The organism is Dietzia sp., from assembly GCF_036741115.1.
Lineage (GTDB): Bacteria > Actinomycetota > Actinomycetes > Mycobacteriales > Mycobacteriaceae > Dietzia.
Map to the genome: position 1 here is coordinate 21,356 of NZ_DAINST010000018.1, position 19,585 is coordinate 40,940.

General features: G+C 68.4%; 18 protein-coding genes. 13 read left to right on the forward strand and 5 right to left on the reverse strand.

The genetic code is table 11. The annotated features are described in order from the left end of the window. Positions 1–31: 31 nt before the first annotated feature. Complete coding sequence (locus V7E05_RS04610; RefSeq protein WP_333618497.1) at positions 32–1,018, forward strand: tyrosine recombinase XerC; 987 nt, start codon at positions 32–34, stop codon at positions 1,016–1,018. A gap of 64 nt (positions 1,019–1,082) precedes the next feature. On the opposite strand, the gene V7E05_RS04615 is transcribed toward V7E05_RS04610, so the two are convergent. Next, on the reverse strand, positions 1,083–1,826 hold the full coding sequence (locus V7E05_RS04615) for a M23 family metallopeptidase (protein ID WP_333618498.1): 744 nt from the start codon (positions 1,824–1,826) through the stop codon (positions 1,083–1,085). A gap of 507 nt (positions 1,827–2,333) precedes the next feature. Between V7E05_RS04615 and rpsB the strand changes: the two genes are divergently transcribed. The 5 genes from rpsB to V7E05_RS04640 all read left to right on the forward strand — a co-directional run bounded on the left by rpsB (position 2,334) and on the right by V7E05_RS04640 (position 6,767). After that, a complete protein-coding gene (rpsB, locus tag V7E05_RS04620; protein WP_333618499.1) occupies positions 2,334–3,191 on the forward strand; it encodes a 30S ribosomal protein S2 in 858 nt (285 codons plus the stop codon). A gap of 284 nt (positions 3,192–3,475) precedes the next feature. Continuing rightward, on the forward strand, positions 3,476–4,300 hold the full coding sequence (gene tsf / locus V7E05_RS04625) for a translation elongation factor Ts (protein ID WP_333618500.1): 825 nt from the start codon (positions 3,476–3,478) through the stop codon (positions 4,298–4,300). Between the two features lie 165 nt (positions 4,301–4,465). After that, positions 4,466–5,203, forward strand: coding sequence for a UMP kinase (gene pyrH / locus V7E05_RS04630; protein WP_333618501.1), 738 nt, complete (start codon positions 4,466–4,468; stop codon positions 5,201–5,203). 85 nt (positions 5,204–5,288) lie between these two features. Further along, on the forward strand, positions 5,289–5,846 hold the full coding sequence (gene frr, locus V7E05_RS04635) for a ribosome recycling factor (protein ID WP_333618502.1): 558 nt from the start codon (positions 5,289–5,291) through the stop codon (positions 5,844–5,846). Positions 5,847–5,885: 39 nt separating this feature from the next. Then, positions 5,886–6,767, forward strand: a complete 882-nt coding sequence (locus tag V7E05_RS04640) for a phosphatidate cytidylyltransferase (RefSeq protein WP_442891596.1) — start codon at positions 5,886–5,888, stop codon at positions 6,765–6,767. A gap of 123 nt (positions 6,768–6,890) precedes the next feature. Here V7E05_RS04640 and V7E05_RS04645 read toward each other — a convergent pair whose 3' ends face one another. Beyond that, a complete protein-coding gene (locus V7E05_RS04645; protein WP_333618504.1) occupies positions 6,891–7,340 on the reverse strand; it encodes a LapA family protein in 450 nt (149 codons plus the stop codon). An 82-nt stretch (positions 7,341–7,422) separates the two neighbouring features. On the opposite strand from V7E05_RS04645, the gene rlmN reads away from it, so the two are divergent. After that, positions 7,423–8,541, forward strand: a complete 1,119-nt coding sequence (rlmN, locus tag V7E05_RS04650; RefSeq protein ID WP_333618505.1) for a 23S rRNA (adenine(2503)-C(2))-methyltransferase RlmN — start codon at positions 7,423–7,425, stop codon at positions 8,539–8,541. A gap of 94 nt (positions 8,542–8,635) precedes the next feature. Here the strand turns inward: rlmN and V7E05_RS04655 are convergent, their stop codons facing one another. Then, positions 8,636–8,959: a DUF2631 domain-containing protein gene (locus V7E05_RS04655; RefSeq protein ID WP_333618506.1), complete on the reverse strand. Its 324-nt coding sequence runs from the start codon at positions 8,957–8,959 to the stop codon at positions 8,636–8,638. A 272-nt stretch (positions 8,960–9,231) separates the two neighbouring features. Between V7E05_RS04655 and V7E05_RS04660 the strand changes: the two genes are divergently transcribed. The 4 genes from V7E05_RS04660 (at position 9,232) to V7E05_RS04675 (ending at position 14,104) form a co-directional block, all read left to right on the forward strand. Next, complete coding sequence (locus V7E05_RS04660) at positions 9,232–10,455, forward strand: M50 family metallopeptidase (RefSeq protein ID WP_333618507.1); 1,224 nt, start codon at positions 9,232–9,234, stop codon at positions 10,453–10,455. A 212-nt stretch (positions 10,456–10,667) separates the two neighbouring features. Next, positions 10,668–11,534, forward strand: a complete 867-nt coding sequence (locus V7E05_RS04665; RefSeq protein WP_333618508.1) for a GNAT family N-acetyltransferase — start codon at positions 10,668–10,670, stop codon at positions 11,532–11,534. Positions 11,535–11,558: 24 nt separating this feature from the next. Continuing rightward, positions 11,559–12,470, forward strand: coding sequence for a type I methionyl aminopeptidase (gene map / locus V7E05_RS04670; protein ID WP_333618509.1), 912 nt, complete (start codon positions 11,559–11,561; stop codon positions 12,468–12,470). An 89-nt stretch (positions 12,471–12,559) separates the two neighbouring features. Further along, on the forward strand, positions 12,560–14,104 hold the full coding sequence (locus V7E05_RS04675; protein ID WP_333618510.1) for a cobyric acid synthase: 1,545 nt from the start codon (positions 12,560–12,562) through the stop codon (positions 14,102–14,104). On the opposite strand, the gene mtr is transcribed toward V7E05_RS04675, so the two are convergent. Together mtr and V7E05_RS04685 are read right to left on the reverse strand one after the other, a co-directional pair. Further along, positions 14,101–15,507, reverse strand: coding sequence for a mycothione reductase (gene mtr / locus V7E05_RS04680; RefSeq protein ID WP_333618511.1), 1,407 nt, complete (start codon positions 15,505–15,507; stop codon positions 14,101–14,103). The two genes, V7E05_RS04675 and mtr, sit on opposite strands and share 4 nt — an antisense overlap. Positions 15,508–15,601: 94 nt before the next feature. Continuing rightward, a complete protein-coding gene (locus tag V7E05_RS04685) occupies positions 15,602–16,747 on the reverse strand; it encodes an alpha/beta hydrolase (protein ID WP_333618512.1) in 1,146 nt (381 codons plus the stop codon). 162 nt (positions 16,748–16,909) lie between these two features. Here V7E05_RS04685 and mqo point away from each other — a divergent pair, with 162 nt between their 5' ends. Next, positions 16,910–18,403: a malate dehydrogenase (quinone) gene (mqo, locus tag V7E05_RS04690; RefSeq protein ID WP_333618513.1), complete on the forward strand. Its 1,494-nt coding sequence runs from the start codon at positions 16,910–16,912 to the stop codon at positions 18,401–18,403. 94 nt (positions 18,404–18,497) lie between these two features. Next, the coding region (locus tag V7E05_RS04695) for an ATP-binding protein (protein WP_333618514.1) at positions 18,498–19,585 on the forward strand (1,088 nt) is incomplete at its 3' end.

Below are 19,585 nucleotides of genomic sequence, written 5' to 3' on the forward strand. Positions count from 1 at the left end.
CACTGCAGGCAACAAGGACCACAGTGGACCCATGCGGAACGAGGATGGCGCAGGAACCGGGAGAGCGGGGGACCGTGGCTCCGCCGTGCTCGAGGAATTCGCAGCGGACCTTCGGGCGCGTGGGCGCTCGGCGGCCACGGTGCGGTCGTACTCCTCCGACGCTCGCCGTCTCCTCGATTTCGTCGGCCGACGGGACACCGAGGGCTCTCCCGTCGAGCTCATCGATCTCTCGGCGCTCCGCGCCTGGCTCGCCGAGATGGTCGGAGCGGGCGTAGCGCGGTCGACTGTCGCGCGCCGCGTGGCTTCCGCCCGCGCATTCACCGCCTGGGCCACAAAGGCCGGGCTCCTCGATGTCGATCCCGGCCTGCGACTCGAAGCTCCGCGGTCCCAGCGGAGCCTACCCAAGGTGCTCGACCGGGCTCAGGCCGAAGGCGCCCTGAGTCTCGCCGAGAGGCGGGCATCGGCCGAGATGCCATCCGCGGATGTCGCGGAGGACGGGAATGCAACCCATCCCGTGGCCGTGCGCGACCGGCTCGTTGTCGAGCTGCTCTATTCCACAGGAATTCGAGTCTCGGAACTCTGCGGGCTGGACCTGCGCTCTGTCGACCGCGAGCGGCGCTCGCTTCGAGTGCTCGGCAAGGGCGACAAAGAGCGAGTAGTGCCCTTTGGCCTTCCCGCCGATCGCGCACTCGATGCTTGGCTGCGCGACGGGCGCCCCGCCCTCGCCACGGCGAAGAGTGGGGCTGCGCTGCTTCTCGGCGCGCGCGGCGGGCGCCTCGACGTGCGTGCGGCCCGCCGGGCGGTCAACGAGCTGACCTCCGCCGCCGACGGCGTTCCCACCCTCTCGCCGCACGGCCTCCGGCACAGCGCCGCCACACATCTCCTAGAAGGCGGGGCCGACCTGCGTCACGTCCAGGAGATACTCGGCCATTCGTCGCTCTCGACCACGCAGCTCTACACGCACGTCAGCACCGAGCGGATCGCCTCGGCGTATTCCATCGCCCACCCGCGCGCCTGAGCCCGGGCGGGCACGGCCGGGCACAAGCCCAAGCCCAACCAAGTCGCCTCGGTTGGGTCGATCGCTACAGCGGCTTGAGTACGACAGCCCGAAACCTCGCCCCGAGCAGCGACAGGGGATCGATGTACGCATCCTCCTCACCTCCCACCCGGGCGCCCCAGTGCACGCAGGCCGGCGCCGCGCAGCCCTCGTGGATCCCGGACACCCGGCCGATCGAGGCGCCCGCGCCGACTTCCTGCCCCTCTCTGACGGCGGAGGCCACAGGCTCGTACGTAGTCCTGATCCCGTCGAGGTGTTCGATCGAGACGACCGGCCTCCCGGCGACCATCCCGGAGAAAACGACCCGACCCGCCGCCGCGGCGAGCACCGATTGCCCTGTAGAGGCCGCGAGATCGACGCCCCGGTGCCCGGGTAGCCACGGTTGTGCCGGCCCATCGAACGTGCGCGACACCCGGCCCGGAACGACGGGGAACCCATACTCGGCGCGTGCGACCGCCACCGCGCCCTGCGGGTCCGCCGTCTCGCGCAGCAATGCGGGGGGCTGGGAATAGCAGATCGCAGCAGGCCCGGCGGCGAGGGCTAAGAGGACGAGCGCCGTCATCCAGAGAATGGGGCGGAAGCGGGAGGCGGAAGGGACCGGCGCACCGACCTCCTGGAATCGGGCGAGCTCGGCGGCAGGGTGGGACGGCACGGTCGAATGGCCGCGGACGAACGGCGTCGTCGCCCGGCGCGGCGACTGGACGTGCGGAGTGGGCTGGATCTGTCGGGTGTGCTGGGTGTGCGGAGTTGGTTCGATCGTCGAGGGCACACCGGGAGCATGACCCGCCCGGCACCGCTGCGGGGTGCGCCTCTACTTCGGTAGTAACACCTGACCCGGATCGTGGCGAGAGCGTTGCTGCAAAGGCCGTAGGGGCACGGGCGGACGAGAGGGGGAGCGGATAGGAGAGAACCCCGCGGGGGAGTTGGTGCATTTTCGCAGGCGGGTTATTCTGGGCGGGCAGTCTCGTGTGCCCTCTGGGTGCACGGTTCTGACTTCGCGCACCTGGCAACGGTGCTCGTTCGTCCCCGCTCCTGCGGGACTCGACGGCGGCTCGACCGCATGTAGTCCCGTTCGAAGGAATCCGGGGGAGCGCCCTTGCTGCTTTGCTCGCGGGTCCGAGGTGTCCGTCCGGCTCACACGCGGAACGGATGGTCCCGCGGCAGGTGCCAGGCACATAACCCGAAAAGATCCACGAACACACACGAAAAGGAGGAGGAGGGGCCTCCAAGACGTTTCGCCCGTTTCCGAGCGCAACGTTTCGACCCTCAACAGCACATGGCAGTCGTATCCATGAAGCAGCTGCTCGATGCAGGTGCCCACTTTGGCCACCAGACCCGTCGCTGGAACCCGAAGATGCGTCGTTTCATCTTCACCGACCGCAACGGCATCTACATCATCGACCTGCAGCAGACCCTGACCTACATCGATCAGGCGTACGAGTTCGTCAAGGAGACCGTCGCCCACGGTGGCACGGTGCTCTTCGTCGGCACGAAGAAGCAGGCCCAGGAGGCCATCGCCGAGGAGGCCAAGAAGGTCGGCATGCCGTATGTCAACCAGCGCTGGCTCGGTGGCATGCTCACCAACTTCCAGACCGTGCACCAGCGCCTTCTGCGCCTCAAGGAGCTCGAGTCCATGGAGCAGACCGGTGGCTTCGAGGGTCGCACCAAGAAGGAAGTTCTCATGCTCACGCGTGAGAAGAACAAGCTCGAGCGCACGCTCGGCGGCATGCGTGACATGACCAAGGTTCCTTCCGCGGTGTGGATCGTCGACACCAACAAGGAGCACATCGCGGTCGACGAGGCGCGCAAGCTGGGCATCCCGGTCGTCGCGATACTCGACACCAACTGCGACCCGGACCTGGTCGACTTCCCGATCCCGGCGAACGACGACGCGATCCGCTCGGTCGATGTGCTCACGCGCGTCGTCGCGTCCGCCGTTGCAGAGGGCCTCAAGGCCCGCTCGGGCGCCAAGGAAGGCGAGGCGGAGACCGCCGCGGCTGCCGAGCCGCTCGCCGAGTGGGAGACGGAGCAGCTCGACGCCGTCACCGCTTCCGCCGAGGCCGCTGCCGAGGGTGTCGCGACCGGTGCGGACGCTCCGGCCGAGGCCGCCGGCACCGCCGAGGGCGAGAAGTAGTTCCCTCCGCCGCCAAGGCACTCGGGTAACTCTCACCGGCGGGCCCGGCACCGGATGTGTTCCGGAGCCGGGCCCGCGGTGTGTGCGCGGGCCCCGGAAAGATCCGCGAGGTCGCCTCTGGCGCGGCCGATTCCGCGTTCCGACGCGCCTGCTCGCACTCCGTGCGCGCTCTTGCCCTAACCTGGTGTGGGTTGCACAGCACGCGCAACGGATCCGAGCGAGACGATTCGGGCGCCATAACCGCTTACGAACGACGAATCTCATACAAGGAGGGTCGCCCCACCATGGCGAACTACACCGCTGCCGATGTCAAGCGTCTCCGCGAGCTCACCGGCTCGGGAATGATGGACTGCAAGAACGCTCTCGCCGAGTCCGACGGCGACTTCGACAAGGCCGTCGAGGTGCTCCGCATCAAGGGCGCGAAGGACGTCGGCAAGCGCGCCGGCCGCTCCACCGCCGAGGGTCTCGTAACCGTCTCCGGCGGCTACATGATCGAGCTCAACTCGGAGACCGACTTCGTCGCGAAGTCCGCCGAGTTCATCGAGCTCGCCGACAAGATCGTCAAGGTCGCCGCGGAGAACAAGGTCGCCGACCTCGGCGCGCTCGAGTCCGCCGATCTCGACGGCCAGCCGGTCTCCGATGCCATCACCGCCTTCTCCGCCAAGACCGGTGAGAAGCTCGTGCTCCGCCGCGTCGCTTCGTACGAGGGCCCGGTCGCCACGTACCTGCACAAGCGCTCCTCCGACCTGCCGCCGGCCGTCGGCGTCATGGTCTCCTACTCGGGCGAGGGCGATGCTGCTGCCGAGGCCGCGCGCGGCGCCGCGATGCAGGTCGCCGCCCTCAAGGCGAAGTTCGTCTCCCGCGAGGACGTCCCGGAGGACGTCGTCGCCAAGGAGCGCGAGATCGCCGAGGCCACCGCGAAGGAAGAGGGGAAGCCGGAGCAGGCTCTGCCGAAGATCGTCGAGGGTCGCCTCAACGGCTTCTTCAAGGACGTCTGCCTCGTCGACCAGCCCTCGGTCACGGACAACAAAAAGACCGTCGGCGCCATCCTCGAGGAGGCGGGCGTCAAGGTCATCGCGTTCTCCCGTTTCGAGGTCGGCCAGGACTAGTAACCCGCAGGTGGCGGGCAAGCCACCCAATGCTCAGGCACCTGCCTCCGGTCACCCGGTCAGGTGCCTGAGCCATGTGCCGAGGCGGCGCCCGCAGCGGGTGCGCCCGTAGGGCAAGATGGACGAAGGACAGCGACGGTCGGCGGACCAGGGGCGAGGATCGAAATGGGCGAAATGGGCCACGAAGAGACCGGCAAGAAGGGCTACGGGCGGGTAATGCTCAAGCTCGGCGGAGAGATGTTCGGCGGTGGTGCCGTCGGTATCGACCCGGACGTGGTCGCCTCCGTCGCCCGCCAGATCGCGGAGGTCTCCAAGACCGGCACGCAGATCTGCATCGTCATCGGTGGCGGGAACTTCTTCCGCGGCGCCCAGCTGCAGCAGCGTGGGCTCGATCGCGCCCGTTCGGACTACATGGGCATGCTCGGCACGGTGATGAACTGCCTCGCGCTACAGGACTTCCTCGAGCAGGAGGGTGTCGACACCCGCGTGCAGACGGCGATCACCATGGGCCAGGTCGCCGAGCCCTACATTCCGCTTCGCGCCATCCGCCACATGGAGAAGGGGAGAGTCGTGATCTTCGGCGCCGGCATGGGCATGCCCTACTTCTCCACGGACACCACGGCGGCCCAGCGCGCCCTCGAGGTCAAGGCCGAGGTCCTCCTCATGGCCAAGGCCGTCGACGGCGTGTACTCCGACGATCCGCGGACCAACCCGGACGCGGAGATGTACGACCGGATCACGCACCGCGAGGTCATCGAGAAGGAGCTCAAGGTCGCCGACGCCACCGCGTTCGCGCTGTGCATGGACAACAACATGCCCATCCACTTCTTCAACCTCCTCATAGAGGGCAACGTCGCGGCCGCGGTCGCCGGCGAGCCGATCGGCACGCTCGTCGCCTCTTAGGCGCTGGGCGGCCCGCCGCACCGACTAGGATCGGTGGGCGGACCCGCCGAGACCCACCGATACCGAATCGATTAAGGACTTCCCGATGTTTGACGAAGCGATGCTCGAGGCCGAAGAGAAGATGGAGAAGGCCGTGGGCCACCTCCGCGATGAGCTCGCGGCCATCCGCACGGGCCGCGCGAACCCGGGCATGTTCAACCGCGTGCAAGCCGAGTACTACGGTGTGCCCACGCCCATCACCCAGATGGCGACGATCTCGGTGCCCGAGCCGCGCATGCTGCTTATCAAGCCCTACGAGCTCGGCCAGATCGGTGTCATCGAGCAGGCCATCCGCAACTCGGACCTCGGCGTCAACCCCACGAATGACGGCCAGGTTCTTCGCGTCACCGTCCCCCAGCTCACGGAGGAGCGTCGCCGGGACCTCGTCAAACAGGCCAAGACCAAGGCCGAGGACGCCCGCATCGCCATCCGCAACGTGCGCCGCAAGGGCATGGAGGAATTCAAGCGGATCGTCAAGGACGGCGAGGCCGGAGAGGACGAGGGCACCACGGCTGAGAAGGAGCTCGATTCCACCACGTCAAAGTACGTGGGCGAGGTCGACGAGATCGTCAAGAAGAAGGAAGACGAACTGCTGGAGGTCTAGTACCTTTCTCGGCGAGCGCCCCGCCGGGGCCGTCCCTCGATGGATCGGAGAGTGATCACTGTGGATCAAGCCCCCCAAGGGCCTCCCGGTGCACCACAGAAGAAGTCCCGAGCCGGGCGTGACCTCTCACGCGCGATCCCCGTGGGCGTGTTCCTCGGGGCCGTGGTCGCGGTGTCCGTCGCCTGGAATTCCCGCCTCTGGTACGTCGTGGCCGCCGCGGCGGTAGGGCTCGGGCTGTGGGAGGTGTTCAAGCGCTTCCGGCAGTCGAATTTCCGGCTGCCCTTCCTCGGTCTGTCGATCGCCGGGCAGGCGATCGTCTGGCTGTCGTGGCCGTTCGGGGCGCGGGGTGCCTTCGCGGCGTTCGCCGTGTCCGTCGTCGTGCTGTTCATTTGGCGACTGTTCCTCGACGGGCTCGACAAGCCGCCGGCCAATTTCCTCCGGGACACGTCCGTGTCGATCTTCGCTCTCGCGTGGATCGCCATCCCCGGAGCCTGCGGCGCGATGCTCGTCAACGGCGAGAACGGCGGCAAGTACGTCATCACGCTCATCGCGCTAGTCGTGTGTTCCGATGTCGGCGGCTACATCGCCGGAGTGCTGTTCGGTAAGCACCCCATGGCGCCCGCGATCAGCCCGAAGAAATCCTGGGAGGGCTTCGCCGGTTCGATCGTCTTCGGGATCGTCGGTGGCGCGATCATCTTCCTCTTCCTCCTCGACAAGAACGTGTTCCTCGGGATCGCGCTCGGCGTGGTCGCGGTCGTCGCGGCGAGCCTGGGCGACCTCGTCGAATCGCAGGTCAAGCGCGACCTCGGCATCAAGGACATGGGGACGCTCCTGCCAGGGCACGGCGGGCTCATGGACCGGCTCGACTCGGTCCTACCCGTCGCCGTCATCGCCTGGTTGTTCGTCACTTTCTGGCTCTGAGCCCCCAACCTGCTCTGAGCCACCGATCTCTCACCGGCCACGCTTCGGCCACGCACGAGAAAACGCCCCGGCGCCCGCATCGCGGGTCCGGCGCATTTTCGATGCCGTCCGGGGCTTCGGAGATCAGCGCTTCGAGCGACCGCCCATGCGCAGCGCCTTCGCGGAGCGCCGCGCGCGGTGGCGGAGCTGGAAGATGCGGAACGCCGCGGCGAGCGCCATGACGAGTGCGCCGACGATCGCGGCGAGAAGGATGATCACGCCCGAGGGCATGGAGAAGCTCCACGGGAGGAATTCGATCTCGACGTTGTCCTGGTTCTGGAGGACGAACACGAGTAGGAGGATGAGCAGGACCGCGCCGAGCGCCACGAGCGCCCAGATGGAGCCGAGGCCGCCGCCGGAGACATCGACCTTGGCCCCTTCGGGGACCGAGTAGGCCGGGTCCGAGGGCGACTTCTCGTTGACGGCGAGCTCGGCGTCGGGATTCTGCGCGGCGAGATCGTCGGCGCCGGTAAGCCCGCCCGTGGCGGACGTCGCGTCGGTGGGCTCTGTGTGCTTGTCGGAACGAGGATTCATGCACACGAATCTATTACGAACAGGGGCGGCATTGCGGGCGGTGGTGTGCATTTCGCGGCCAAAAGCGGAACAATCACCTGACGTGACCACAGAACTGCCCCTCGTATTCGACGCGCCAAAGCCCAGGATGGGCATGCCGCCGAAGCATCTCGCGGACCTCAGCGATGCGGAGCGCACCTCGGCCATCAAAGATCTCGGGCTGCCGGCGTTCCGTTCCAAGCAGGTCGCCAACCACTATTTCTCCCGTCTCTCCGCCGATACCGAGGCGATGACCGACCTTCCCGCGGGTTCCCGCGCCGAAGTCGGGGAGGCGCTGTTCCCCACGCTTTTCACCGACATCCGCGATCAGCAGGCGGACGGCGGCGCGACGCGCAAGACGCTGTGGAAGCTCCACGACGGTTCACTCGTCGAGTCCGTGCTCATGCGCTACCCCGACCGCGCCACGCTGTGCGTGTCGAGCCAGGCCGGTTGCGGTATGGCGTGTCCGTTTTGCGCCACCGGCCAGGGCGGACTCCAGCGGAACCTCTCGACGGCCGAGATCCTCGAGCAGTTCCGCATCGCGGCCGCCGCGATGCGCGACGGCGAGATCCCCGGCGGACCCGGCCGCCTCTCCAACGTCGTGTTCATGGGCATGGGCGAGCCTCTCGCCAACTACAAGCGCGTGGTGGCGGCCGTTCGCAGGATGACGGCGCCGGAGCCCGAGGGCTTCGGCCTGTCTCAGCGCAACGTGACGGTGTCGACGGTCGGCCTCGCTCCCGCTATCCGGAAACTCGCGGACGAGGGCCTGCACGTGACCCTCGCGGTGTCCCTCCACACCCCGGACGACGAGCTCCGGGACACGCTCGTCCCCGTGAACAACCGGTGGTCGGTGTCCGAGGTGCTCGATGCGGCGCGGTACTACGCGGACACCTCCGGCCGCCGCGTCTCCATCGAGTACGCGCTGATCCGCGACATCAACGACCACGTGTGGCGCGGGGAGCTCCTCGGCAAGAAACTCCGGGATGCCCTCGGTCCCATGGCGCACGTCAACGTCATCCCGCTCAACCCGACCCCGGGGAGCAAGTGGGACGCGAGCCCCAAGGCACAGCAGGACGCGTTCGTCGATGCCGTCGCGCGCCAGGGAGTCTCGTGCACGGTCCGCGACACGCGCGGCCAGGACATCGCGGCCGCGTGCGGCCAGCTCGCGGCCGACGCGGGCTAGCCTCCGGCTGCCCGGGGACACGGGCCTCCGCCGTCATAAATAGAGAAGAGGGCCCCTTGTGCGAGGGGCCTTTCCGTGGCCTCGGGGCTAGCGGCTAGTTCTTGTACGCGTAGTGCATCGGATCCTGGATCTCGAAGACCGTGTTGCGCTTCTTCGAATCGCGGGCCGGCGCCTTGCGGGCCGTGAGCGCGATGGTGAGGAGGATGGCGATGGCAATGGCCGTGAGGTAGATGTCCTCGATGTGGCCGATGTGGTTGCCGATGTTCATGAGCAGCAGGAATGCCGCGAAGCCGATGCCCACGATCGAGGCCGTCTTGCGGTTAAAGCCGTGCCAGCCCCACTTGACCGACGGCTCGTCGAGCGAGCTGACGCCCTTGATGACGATCTCCTTGCCGTGACCGGAATCGCTGGAACTCATCGCTGTGGTCTCCTACCGCCGAAGTTCTAGGGGTTCGTGCGCGTGCATGCCGATCAAATGACTCGGCCGAACTATTCGGCCGAATGATCTGGCCGAACACTACGGCTCATGCACGTGTGATGACTCTGAGTATCCCATAGGAAGTGGGCGCGCACGGGATTCGACCCCCCGAAAACGCGCTCGGGATGCGGACGAATGGGCTCCGGTCGTGGACAATCGAATAAGGAATACGCGCCCGGAACCGGGCGCGGAGGAAGAGGACGTTCGACACAGTGCTTGTTTTCGGGATCGTGCTGTTCGCGATCGGGATCCTGCTCTCGGTCATGTGGCACGAATTGGGGCATTTCGCGACGGCCCGGTCCTTCGGGATGAAGGTCCGGCGCTTCTACGTCGGCATGGGGCCTAAGGTCTTCGCTGTGCGCCGCGGCGAGACGGAATACGGCGTCGCCGCGTTCCCCATCGGCGGTTTCTGCGATATCGCGGGCATGGCCGCCTCCGACGAGCTCGCGTCCGAGGACCGCTCGCGCGCGATGTGGGCGAAGCCGGCGTGGCAGCGCATCGTCGTGCTCCTCGGCGGGCCGTTCATGAACTTCGTGCTCGGCATCGCGCTCTTCTTCGGCGTGGCCCTCGTCTCGGGCCTGCCGAACATGAACTACCAGCCGGTCGACGCCTCGCAAGTTCCCGCCGTGGTCGGGCAGACCCAGTGCGTGCAGGACGGATGCACCGGCAAGGGCCCGGCCGGCGATGCCGGCATCGAGCCGGGCGACCGCATCGAGTCGATCGCCGGGAAGCCGGTCTCCCACTGGGGCGACGTCTCCGAGATCGTCTCGGGCCTCGGCGGCGAGAGCGTGCCCATCACCGTCGAACGTGGGGGACAGGCCGTCGAGATGACGGCGGAGATCGCCTCCGCCCAGGCCTCCGACGGCAGTTCGCGCGGCATCCTCGGCATCACCCTCGACCAGTCGGCGATCCCGCAGTCCGTCCGCGACGATCCCGCGCACCAGGCCATCAACACCTTCGACGATCCGCTGTCCGCGATCGGCGGGACGTTCACCTATACGGGCCGCATCGTCATCGAGACGGTCAAGGGCATCGCGACATTCCCGTCGAAGATCCCGGCCGTGGCGGAGTCGATCTTCGGTGCCGAGCGCCAGGAGGACAGCCCGGTCTCCATCGTCGGGGCGAGCCACATCGGCGGGCAGGTGGTCCAGCACGGCATGTGGGCCACGTTCTTCCTGCTCCTCGGCGCGCTCAACTTCTTCCTCGGCGGGTTCAACCTCATCCCCATCGTGCCGTTCGACGGCGGCCACATCGCGGTCGTGATCTACGAAAAGATCCGCGATGCGTTGCGCCGGCTCCGCGGCCTCGCACCCGCGGGGCCTGCCGACTACGAGAAGCTCATGCCCGTAACGATCGCGGTCTTCGCGTTGTTGATGTGCGTCTCGCTCATCGTGATCGCAGCGGATATCGTCAACCCGATGATGCTGCCGATGTAGCGGTGGCGGTACCGGCAGCAGCCGACGCGGGCGGTGGGCGCCCACCGGTCGGGGCGCGGTAACGAACAGGCGGCAATCCGGCCGAATAGGCGATTCCGGCCTCTGCCGTCGGGAATAGACTGGGAAAACATTCGAGGACCCGGCGGAACGGGGCCGCGAAAAGCGGGCCGGTTCCACAAGTTCGGACGCAACGGGAGGGAGGGCTAGGGGAGATGACCACCCACGCGCAGCCGCGCACGGCGCGGCGCCTCATGCCGGTCGAGCAGTCCGAGCTGTTCCCCGTGCTCGCCGCGGAGGCGCCCGTGGCGGCCCCGATCGTCTCGGCGATGCGCGACGAGCGCCGTGGCGTCCGCAGCGCTCTCGCGTGCTTCCACACGTGCAGCGCACCCGAGCTCAGCCTCCTCTATGTGGGCTCCGGGATCGTTCCGCTCCGCATGGAGGTGGGGGACGCCGAGCCCTTTGCCGCGATGCTCGTCGAGGGCCGATACACGAAGGCCTCGATCCACGGCGCCGCGCATTTCGTGCTCGAACTCTGGGACGCGCTGCGGCCCGCATGGGGCCCGGCGAAGGACGAGCGCCCGGACCAGCTGCTCCTCGAATGCCTCGAGGCGCAGCCCGTGGGCGTGAACCCGCCGCTGCCCGGTATCTCCCCGTTGCGGCTCGCCCGCCCCGCGGAGTTCGCACGCGTGCTCCCCGCGGCCGCGGCGATGTACACCGAGGAACTCGGCGCCGATCCCATGGCCGCGCCGTACGCCGCTGCGTACCAGCGACGCGTCTACCGCTACCTCGAGAACGGACAGACGTGGGTGTGTACGGCGGCGGACACGGGCGAGATCGCGTTCAAAGCCGATGTCGTAGGCCGAGAGTATGGCTCGGCAACGATCCAGGGGGTGTGGACCGCGCCCCGTTTCCGCGGACGCGGGATCGCCGGCCACGCGATGTCAGCCCTGGCTGGGCAGCTTCTCGAGGGCGGGTCGATCCCGAGCCTCGTCGTCAACTCGTACAACCTCTCCGCGCGCCGCGTCTACGCGCGGGCCGGCTTCGTCCCGTGCGGGGATTACGCGACGATCATGTTCTAGCCCGGCGGGGATACGATGGAAGCCATGAGTGAGAACAGCACTTCCGCCACCCGATCCCCGCTCGTACCCGGGCGCCCGACCCCAATCCGCGATGTACCCGCGTCGATAGAGCGGCCGGAATACGCCTGGAAGGACGCCGTCCAGGAGGGCATCGGCGAGCCGTGGGTGCAGTCGGACGAGGTCATCGAGCAGATGCGCGAGGCGAGCACCATCGCCGCTGATGCACTGGTCGCCGCGGGGGAGGCCGTCCGCCCGGGCGCGACCACCGACGAAATCGACGCGGTCGTCCACGAGTACCTTCTCGACCACGGCGCCTACCCGTCGACGCTCGGCTACCGCGAGTTCCCCAAGTCGTGCTGCGTCTCGCTCAACGAGATCATCTGCCACGGCATCCCGGACACGACCGTGATCGAGGACGGGGACATCGTCAACGTCGATGTCACCGCGTTCAAAAACGGCGTGCATGGCGATACCAATGCCACGTTCTTCGCCGGGGACGTGAGCCAGGAGCACCGCGACCTCGTCGCGCGGACCCTCGAGGCCACGATGCGCGGGATCAAGGTGATCCGCCCGGGGCGCGAGGTCAACGTCATCGGACGGGTCATCGAGTCGTACGCGAAGCGCTTCGGCTACTCGGTAGTGCGCGACTTCACAGGGCACGGGGTCGGGCCGACGTTCCACAACGGGCTCATCGTGCTGCACTACGACACCACCGACAACCACACCGTGCTCGAGCCGGGGATGACCCTCACGGTCGAGCCCATGATCAACCTCGGCGGCCTCGAGTACGACGTATGGGAGGACGACTGGACGGTGTCCACGCACGACAAAAAGTGGACCGCGCAGTTCGAGCACACCGTCGTGGTCACCGATTCCGGGTACGAGATCCTCACCGTGCCCTCGGCCGGCATCGAGGCCTTCGGCCCGAAGCTCTGAGCGTGCCGGGCACCGCGGATCGGCCGGCTGCAGCTCCTGAGACGGCGCGGATCCCTACCCCGCCTCCATCCCCGGCACCGGCTCCCGCGTTGCTCGTCGCAGGCACCACGTCCGATGCCGGCAAATCATTGATCGTCGCCGGGCTGTGCCGCGCCTACGCGCGCCGCGGTATCCGGGTCGCGCCGTTCAAGGCGCAGAACATGTCGAACAATTCGGCGGTCGCGGTCGACGGCGGGGAGATCGGCCGGGCGCAGGCGCTGCAGGCCGAGGCCTGCGGGCTGCGCCCTCGAACCGATTTCAATCCGGTCCTGCTCAAGCCGGGTTCGGACCGCCGCTCGCAGGTCATCGTTCGCGGCCGCGCCGACGGGCACATCGGTGCCGCGGACTACGTGGGCCGCCGCGAGGCTCTACGCGGAGTAGTCGGGGACTCGCTGGGCAGGCTTCGCGCCAAGTTCGATCTCGTCGTGTGCGAAGGCGCGGGCTCGGCGGCCGAGGTCAACCTCCGCGCCGGTGATATCGCGAACATGGGTCTCGCCGAGCTCGCCGAGCTCCCGACCATTGTGGTCGGGGACATCGACAGGGGCGGGGTGCTCGCCCATTTCCTCGGCACGATCGCCGCTCTCGACGAGGCGGACAGGCGACGGATCGCGGGGTTCGTCGTCAACAAATTCCGGGGAGACCAGGGCCTGCTCCGGCCCGGCCTCGACTGGGTCGCCGAGACCACGGGGCGCCCGGTTTTCGGGGTCGTGCCATTCCTTCCTGACTTGTGGATCGATACCGAGGACGGGCTCGGGGTCGTCGCCGGCGGTCTCGTCGGCTCGCCGCGCCCACCGCTCGGCGAACGCGGCATCTCCGTGGCCGCGATCCGCTTTCCGCGCGTGTCCAACTCCACGGACGTCGACGCCCTCTCCCTCGAGCCCGGGGTGCGCGTCCGCTGGGTAACAGAGCCGGCCGAGCTCGCCGAGGCCGAACTCGTGCTGCTGCCCGGATCGAAATCCACGGTCGCCGACCTAGGCTGGATGCGCGAGCGCGGCCTCGACGACGCCGTCCGCGAGGCTGAGGCGCGCGGGGCGAGCGTGCTCGGGATCTGTGGCGGATTCCAGATGCTCGCCGAATCGATCGATGACGACGTAGAAGCCCCACCGCCTGGCGGCCGCGTCCCCGGGCTCGGGCTGCTCCCGGTGGACATCGAGTTCGGGGCGGCGAAGATCGTCCGCGAGGTGTCGGGGCTCGGCTCGGTCGCCGGACGGCCGGCGGCGGTGTCGGGGTACGAGATCCACCACGGCCGGGTCGCGAGGCGATACGGGGACCCGTTCCTCGAGATCGGAGGGCCCGGCGGTCCGCACGAAGCGGGCGAGGGCGCCCGCGCGGGACGGGTGTACGGCACCCACCTACACGGGCTGTTCGCCGAGGACGAGGCGCGGCGGGCTTTTCTAGCCGAGTTGGCGCAGTCCGTTCCGGGCTTCGCTCCCTCGGAGGACACCGTCGTGGCAGCGGAACGGGCCCGCATGCTCGACGTGCTCGCCGACGCAGTCGAATCGGCGCTCGACCTCGATGCACTGCTCGAGCTCGCAGGGCGCGTCCCGGATTTCGGCCCCGGCCCGCGCCTCGCCGGGATAGAACCCTCGGTTTAGAAACCCCGGTCGGGGAAACCGAGGCCGAGGAGCGCGTTCTCGACGACCTCCGTGAGCGCCGGGTGGATCCAGTACTGGCCGCGCGCCATCTCCTGGACGCCGAGGCCGAAGGTCATGGCCTGGACGAGCGGCTGGATGATGATCGACGCCTCGTGGCCGACGATGTGCGCGCCGAGGAGGCGCCCCGAGTCCTTGTCGGCGACGAGCTTGACCACGCCGACCGGATCGACCATCGCCCAGCCGTAGGCGACATCGCCGTACTCCTGGACCTTGACGGTGACGTCGTACCCCGCCTCGAGTGCCTCGTCCTCGGTGAGCCCGGCCGCCGCCACCTGCGGCGAGGAGAACACGGCGTAGGGCACGACTCCATGGTTGAACGCGGCGAGGTCCTCCGGGTGGAGCATGTTGTGGCGCACGACCCGGAGCTCGTGGTTCGCGACGTGCTTGAGCTGGTACGGCGAGGAGATGTCGCCAATCGCCCACACGCCCTCCGCCGAGGTCCGGCCGTACTCGTCGGTGCGCACGGACCCGGTCGTCGAGTCGATCTCGATGCCCCCTTCGCCGAGGTCCATGAGGTCGCCGTTGGGGACGCGGCCCGTGGCCACGAGCAGCATGTCCCCGTCTGCGGTGCTTCCGTCGGCGAAGTCCACGTGGATGTGGCGTCCGTCGTCAGATGAGGAGAAGCCTGTCGTCGCCTGGCCGAGCCGCACGTCCCACTTCTCCCGTGCGGCGTCGGTGAATGCCTCGGAGATGGTGCTGTCGAGGTGCTTGAGCAGGACGGGGGAGCGGCCGATGACGGTCACGCGCGTGCCGAAGGCGGAGAAGATGTGGGCGAACTCGGTGGCGATGTAGCCCGAGCCGAGGATGACGATCGATTCCGGAGGTTCGGCGATCCGCATGATGTCGTCGCTCGTGTGGAACGGCACACCCGATTCGCGGACGGCGTCGGGGACAGACGCGCGGGCGCCGGCCGCGAGGAGGATCTGGTCGGCGGAGATGATCTTGCCCGTGCCGGTGTCTATCGTGCGGGGGCCGACGAAGCGTGCGTGGCCGTCGAAGACCGTGATGTTCTCGCACTCGTTGCGCCGGTAGGCCTCCCCGCCGGCGGCGATGAGGTCGACGCGGTCGTCAAAGACGCGCGAAACGATGTCCGACCAGCGCACTCCCTGGTAGCTCGTGTCGATACCGAGGCGCGCGTTGGTGGCCGCGTTCTCCGCCTGATCGGCGGCGAAAACGAACATCTTGGTGGGGATGCAGCCGCGGTTGAGGCAGGTCCCGCCGAAGGTCCACTCCTCACAGATGGCGATTTTCTTGTCGTCGATTTCGTCTCCCGGCAGGGAGTTTCCCGAGCCGGTTCCGATGATGATGATGTCGAAGTGCTCGTCGACCTGCGGTTGCGACATATGTAGAGACTCCTGTAGAGGGTCGTGGCTTGTGGCTATCGCGTGCGTGGGTGGAACGGCTCCGGGTAAGCGAGTATTCCCCGGCCCGGCCCGGCTACTGCGGCTGTGACGGCTGGGGTCCAGGCGGTGAGGAGTCCGGCGATACGGAGGCCACGATGCCTTTGTCCGCCATCCATTCGAGTACCTCCGCCATCACCTGCTCGCGCACGGCCGGGGCGGAGACGAACGCGTCGTGCCGTGCGCCGTCGAGTGGCCGGTCCCGGACGTTGGAGGAGATCTTCGGGGCGAGCCTGGCCATCGTCCGCACGTCGAGGATGAGATCCATGTCGACGTCCGTGCGGCTGGAGCGAGAGGAACGGATGAGGAGCACGGGGATGGAGAGCCCGAAGCCCGGGCCGCGCTCGATGCGGCGTTGCTCGCGGCGGACCGCGGCGAGCCAACCGGGCCGGATCCCCACCCCGCCGAGCGGCTTGAGCGCGCGCTCGTATTCGAACTCGCCGCCCCGGTCCGCGGCAAGCGAGCTTCCGTAGAGCTCGTTCGCAGGAGCCGGAAGCACCCATTTCGGCGCAATCCGGGCGAGGGCGGCGATGAGGCCGTCGAGTGCCTTCGCGGCGATTCGGGAGTGCGTCCCGAGGTAGGCATGCGCGTCGAATCCGAGCCATGGGCCATCGAGGAGGACGCCCCGCACCCGTTCGGGCGACGCCCCACGGTCCCCGCGCCGCGCGAGCCACGCGCAGACGACGAGGCCGCCCGTCGAGTGCCCTGCGACGATGATCGGGGCACCGGAGGTGGGTGTGGTCCCCGCGCTCTCCGCTCTCGTCTGGCTGCTCCCGGTCTCCGCCGCGACGACCCCGAGCGCGGCGTCCATTTCCTCGTCGTACTGGGAGAGGTCGGTGGAGTAGTGCGGCGTGAGCCCCGGTCGCAGCGAGCGCCCCGATTTTCGGAGGTCGAGGGCGTAGAAGGCGATCCCCTCGGCGGCGAGGCGCTCGGCGAGGTGGCGCTGGAAGAAATAGTCGGAGAACCCGTGGACCCAGAGGATTGCGGCGCGGGGCGGAGAATCCGCGCCGCGGACCGACTCGTCGTGGCGCACGAGGGTCGCCGTGATCCGTCCCTCTCCGTCCGGATCCTCGCCGAGCTCGATGCTCGCGTAAGAGAAGCCCATTCCGAGGCGGTCGGGGAGCCACGGCCCGACGGGCGCGCTGCTCCGGGCGTCGGCGGAGGACAGTTCGGCAATGTGCACGCCACCACGGTACCGGCGAGTAAAGACGGTGAGTAGTCTATGAGTCGTGTGCGCCGCCGCCGGCGCTGTCCGGCCTGGGGGCGCGAGAGCACGAGACGTACACGCGCGGTACGCGACGCATTTGCGGAAAGAATCCCGGACACGACAAGAGGATGGCTGGCAGTGACAGTCCCACAGGGCAGTAATCAGACGAGCACGGACGTTGTTCTCATCGGCGCGGGGGTGATGAGCGCGACTCTCGGCGCGCTACTCCGCCGCCTGCAGCCCGACTGGTCCATCGAGATCCTCGAGCGCCTCAATGGCCCTGCGCAGGAGTCATCCGATGCCTGGAACAACGCCGGCACCGGCCACTCCGCACTGTGCGAGCTCAACTACTCCCCGAAGACCGCGGACGGCGACGTCGACATCACGAAGGCCGTCGGCGTCAACGAGAAGTTCCAGATCTCCCGCCAGTTCTGGTCCTTCGCCGTCGAGAACAACCTGCTCGGCGACCCGACCGAGTGGATCCGCCCCGTCCCGCACATGAGCTTCGTGACGGGTACCGAGGGCCAGAAGTACCTCCGTAAGCGCTACGAGAAGCTCTCGGAGCACCCGCTGTTCCCCGGCATGCAGTACACCGAGGATCTCGAGGAGATCACCAAGCTCGTGCCGCTCGTCGGCAAGGGCCGCGGCGAGGACGAGAAACTCGCCCTGAGCTACGCCGAGGCGGGCACCGACGTCAACTTCGGAGCGCTCACCCGCCAGCTCCTCGGCTACCTCGCGCGCACGGGAACGGACGTCCGCTACCAGGCCGAGGTGCGCAACCTCGAGCGCAATACCGACGGCTCCTGGAAGGTGCGATACGTCAACCGCGCCCTCGAGGAGGAATACACGATCAACGCGAAGTTCGTGTTCGTCGGCGCCGGCGGCGGCGCGCTCCACCTGCTGCAGAAATCCGGGATCCCCGAGATCCGCGGCATCGGCGGCTTCCCGGTCGGCGGGCAATGGCTCCGCTGCACCAATGAGGAGATCATCGAGCAGCACCAGGCGAAGGTCTACGGCCAGGCCGCCGTCGGCGCCCCGCCGATGTCCGTTCCGCACCTCGATACTCGCGTGATCGACGGCAAGCGCGCCCTGCTCTTCGGCCCGTTCGCCGGTTGGACTCCGAAGTTCCTCAAGCGGGGCAAGTTCACCGACCTGCCGCTGTCCATCCGCCCGAACAACCTCCTGTCGATGGCGGGGGTCGGGGTCTCCGAGCTCGGCCTCGTCAAGTACCTCGTGACGGAGCTGGCCAAGGGACACGAGGCGCGAGTGGAGTCCCTCCGCGAGTTCATGCCCACCGCGCAGAGCGGCGACTGGGAGAAGGTCGTCGCCGGCCAGCGCGTGCAGGTGATCAAGCCGAACAAGAAGAAGGGCGGCACACTCGAGTTCGGCACCGCCGTGATCAATTCCTCCGACGGCTCGATCGCCGGCCTGCTCGGCGCCTCGCCCGGCGCCTCGACCGCCGTCGACGCGATGATCGACGTGCTCGGCCGCTGTTTCCCGGACCGCATGGCGGCGTGGGACTCCTCGCTCAAGGAGATGGTGCCGTCCTTCGGTCGCAAGCTCGGCGACGAGACCGCACTGTTCACCGAGCAGTTCGAACGCTCGGAGAAGTCGCTCAAGCTGCAGTCCTGATCCGGCGCCCGACGGCGCGGGACATCTCCGGCAATGCCCCCGCCGAGCGGCGGGGGCCTGCCGCGGGTGAGGGATACGGATCGAGGAGGAGCGCATGGGAGCGCATCACGCGCAGCAGCAGACGGAGTCGGGGACCGGTGACGACGAACGCCACGCCTACCCGTTCTCGGCGATCGTCGGCCAGGAGTCCCTGCGGCTCGCGCTGCTCCTCCTCGCCGTCGACCCTCGCCTCGGCGGCGTCCTGATCCAGGGCGAAAAGGGCACCGCGAAGACCACCGCGGTGCGCGGTCTCGCCGCGCTACTGCCAGGGACGGGCGACGACGGCGACACCGACGCGCACGGCGCGTTCGTCGAACTTCCGCTCAGCGCCACCGAGGACCGCGTCGTCGGCTCGATCGACGTGCACTCCCTCGTGGCCGACGGGGCTGCCAGCCTGCGCCCCGGGCTCGTCTCCGCTGCCGACGGCGGCGTCCTCTATGTGGACGAGGTCAACCTCCTCGCCGACAACCTCGTCGACGTCCTTCTCGACGCCGCAGCGACCGGCCGGGTGACCGTCGAGCGCGACGGAATCTCCGCCTCGACTCAGTCCCGCTTCGCTCTCGTCGGCACCATGAACCCCGAAGAAGGCGAGCTCCGCCCTCAACTTCTCGACAGGTTCGGCCTCTCGGTCGAGGTATCGGCGCCGGGCGATGCCGGCGAGCGCGTCGAGGTAATCACTCGCAGGCTCGCCTTCGATTCCGATCCGGGCGGATTCGCCGCGGGATTCGCCGATGCCGAGCGCGCCGGTGCCGCGCGGATCGCCCGCGCCCGGGCGGCGCTCGACGGCGCCAGGATCCCGCTCCGCGAGCTCCGCCGTATCGCCTTCGTGTGCCTCGAGACAGAGGTTCAGGGCCTGCGCGCGGACGTCGTGAGCGCCCGGGCCGCGAAGGCCCACGCCGTGCTCGAGGGCCGCGACGAGGTCACCGAGGCCGACGTGCGCGCCGTCGCCAGTTTCGTCCTCCCGCACCGCCGGCGCACGGATCCCTTCGACTCCACCGGGATGAGTGAGGAGGAGATCGACGCGGCGTTCACCGCCGCGGCTCGACGGCTGGACGAGCTCGAGTCCGCCGAAGAACAGAACGCCCAGACGGATCCGGGTTCGGGCGGCGAGCAAGACGGTTCCGGCGATACCGACGACACCGA